The organism is Wolbachia endosymbiont of Drosophila baimaii, from assembly GCF_028982185.1.
Classification (GTDB): domain Bacteria; phylum Pseudomonadota; class Alphaproteobacteria; order Rickettsiales; family Anaplasmataceae; genus Wolbachia; species Wolbachia pipientis.
This window is the reverse complement of record NZ_JAPQLE010000086.1, coordinates 1-2,550: the sequence shown is the minus strand read 5'-3', so window position 1 is coordinate 2,550 and position 2,550 is coordinate 1. Positions and strand designations below refer to the sequence as shown.

General features: G+C 36.4%; 1 protein-coding gene and 1 pseudogene. Both read right to left on the bottom strand.

Features of this window, described 5'->3' with window-relative positions; all coding sequences use genetic code 11:
* Positions 1–24: 24 nt before the first annotated feature.
* Positions 25–713: pseudogene (locus OZD66_RS06070) on the bottom strand (IS3 family transposase); the annotation flags it as partial.
* A gap of 63 nt (positions 714–776) precedes the next feature.
* Positions 777–2,270 (bottom strand): IMP dehydrogenase, encoded by a 1,494-nt coding sequence (gene guaB / locus OZD66_RS02840; protein ID WP_182366616.1) that lies wholly within the window; start codon positions 2,268–2,270, stop codon positions 777–779.
* Between the last annotated feature and the right edge of the window lie 280 nt (positions 2,271–2,550).

Below are 2,550 nucleotides of genomic sequence, written 5' to 3'. Positions count from 1 at the left end.
GCTATAATTATCATGTTACTCATTAACCACCATGCGTGAATATAGGTCAATTATTGCCGCCAACAACCTTCTTTAGTTTTTATGTAGGTAATCCCAAACTTTATTTGGCTGATCAGTAGTAAAATTTTGATCCAATGTGTTCGGAGCCACAACTCGGTTGCTTATTTGCTGTTTTTTATTTTTGAACTTTCGTCTAAGCTTGGCTTTAATGCCATTTTCTTGCATAACACTTTGTACTGTTTTAATTTTTGCCTAAAGCTTTTAATTCAGCGTGAATTTTAGGGGCTCCATATCTGCATTTAGAAGCTTGATGTATTTTTTGAATATCTGCTAGAAGCCCTTCTTTTGCTAATTCTTTACTGCTTTTTTCCTTAGCAACCCATACCACCAGTACAAAACCCTACATAGTTCCTGTGTTTTATAGCAATTTCTATATAAAAGAATACTTTACTCTTTTTCTTTGCCCAGGGCTTTTTTTAAAATGTCTCTTTCTCTTGTTAGTTCTTTTTTTAGATCAAATCTTTCTTTGTGATAAGGAGCCTTTGCCTGGAAATGCGTATGCTCCAGACATTTTTCCATCATATTTTCTTACTTAACATACTGCCATCTATACCTAGATCTTTTGCTATTTTTGTACTTGCTTGACCTATTTCTTTAACCAGCTTAACAGCTCCTAATTTGAATTCTGCTGTATATTCTCTTCTATTTGTCATATTTTGAAAAAACGTTTTATTTTACTCCAAAAACGTCTTAACTTTCTCTCTACTTTTTCTGGACTACTCCGAATCGGTTGACAAATTGGACGCTTGATAAGCATAATTTGGAGCTTCTTGTGTAATGACTATATCATGAGCGTGACTCTCTCTTAATCCTGATGCAGTAATAGTAACAAATTTACAATTTTTTTTCATCTCTTCTATATTCCTATTACCAGTATACCCCATTGCAGCTTGCAATCCGCCAATCAATTGATGGATTACTCCTGAAGCTGGACCTTTGAATGGAACTCTTCCTTCCACTCCTTGTGGAACTAATTTGAGTTTTGAATCTTTATCTTGAAAATAACGGCTAGCTGAACCTCGTTTCATTGCACTAATAGATCCCATTCCTCGATAGCCTTTATATGCTCTGCCCTTATACATAATAATCTCACCTGGGCTTTCGTCAGTGCCAGCAAAAATCGAACCAATCATCACAGAGTCAGCACCAGCTGCAATAGCTTTTGCAACATCTCCTGAGTATTTTACCCCACCATCAGCAATTAGTCTGACGTTTCTTGCTCTACACGCCTCTGCAACATTCTTGATTGCAGAGAATTGTGGCACACCAACACCTGTAACTATTCTGGTTGTACAGATTGATCCTGGTCCTATTCCAACCTTCACTGCATCAACACCCGCATCAATCAACGCTTCAGCAGCCTCCTTTGTTGCAATGTTTCCGCCAATTAATTGCGTATTAGGATACATCTTTTTTATTTCCCTAATGGTATTGATAACGTTTTCGGAATGACCGTGAGCAGTATCCACAACAACTACATCAACTTCTTCTCCGATCAAAGCTTCACATCTGTCTATACCATCTTTTTTACCAGTGCCAATTGCAGCGGCAACTCTGAGACGCCCTTTACTGTCTTTACATGAATTTGGGTATCTATTGTATTTTTCAATGTCTTTAACCGTAATTAAACCTATACAACAAGAATTTTCATCTACGACCAAAAGCTTTTCTATTCTATTTTCATGCAACAATTTCATTGCTGAGGCACTATCCACTCCCTGCTCCCGCACTGTCACTAACTTATCTTTTGTCATCACTTCGGAAACTTTTACATTCATGTTCTGGTCTTCAATAAATCTCACATCTCGGTTAGTTAAAATTCCAACTAACTTGCGTTGATCGACTACAGGAATGCCAGAATAATTGTGCTCTCTCATTAATGAAATTGCTTCCGCAACTGTTTTATCCGGTGAAATCGTAATTGGGTTATACACGATCCAACTTTCATATTTTTTCACCCTTCTTACTTCTAAAACTTGTTCATCTATTGATAAATTCTTATGTATGCAACCTATCCCTCCATGTTGGGCAATAGCTATTGCAAAGCCCGATTCAGTAACAGTATCCATTGCAGAGGATATGAGAGGGATATTTAGTTCTATACTATTTGTTAAATAAGTTTTTGTATCTGCATCGCAAGGTAATATATCAGAATAGGCTGGCAAAAGAAGTATATCGTCAAACGAATAACAAGCTTCCATTTTTTTCATAGGCTTTATCTAAAGCTTATACGCCAATTAATTAAATTGCAATAGGGCTTTTGCAAAATTAGCTATAGCTAAAGCAATTTAGGTTTACCGAAATATATTTATAGTTAGACTAGTAACTATAGGTGATGCCTTAAGTTGTCATTCCAGCACGTGACGCTGGAATCCAGCTTTTATAAGCTGGATCCTATGGGGCTTTGTTGCATTGCTAGCTATGATGGATTAAAGATAAAAAAGATAGGGAATATCAGTAGCTTATTATTCTGGTATTTATAACAAGAAC

Bases quoted from the DNA above. Each gene is read 5' to 3' on its own strand.
- guaB (WP_182366616.1), bottom strand. From the start codon at position 2,270: ATGAAAAAAATGGAAGCTTGTTATTCGTTTGACGATATACTTCTTTTG.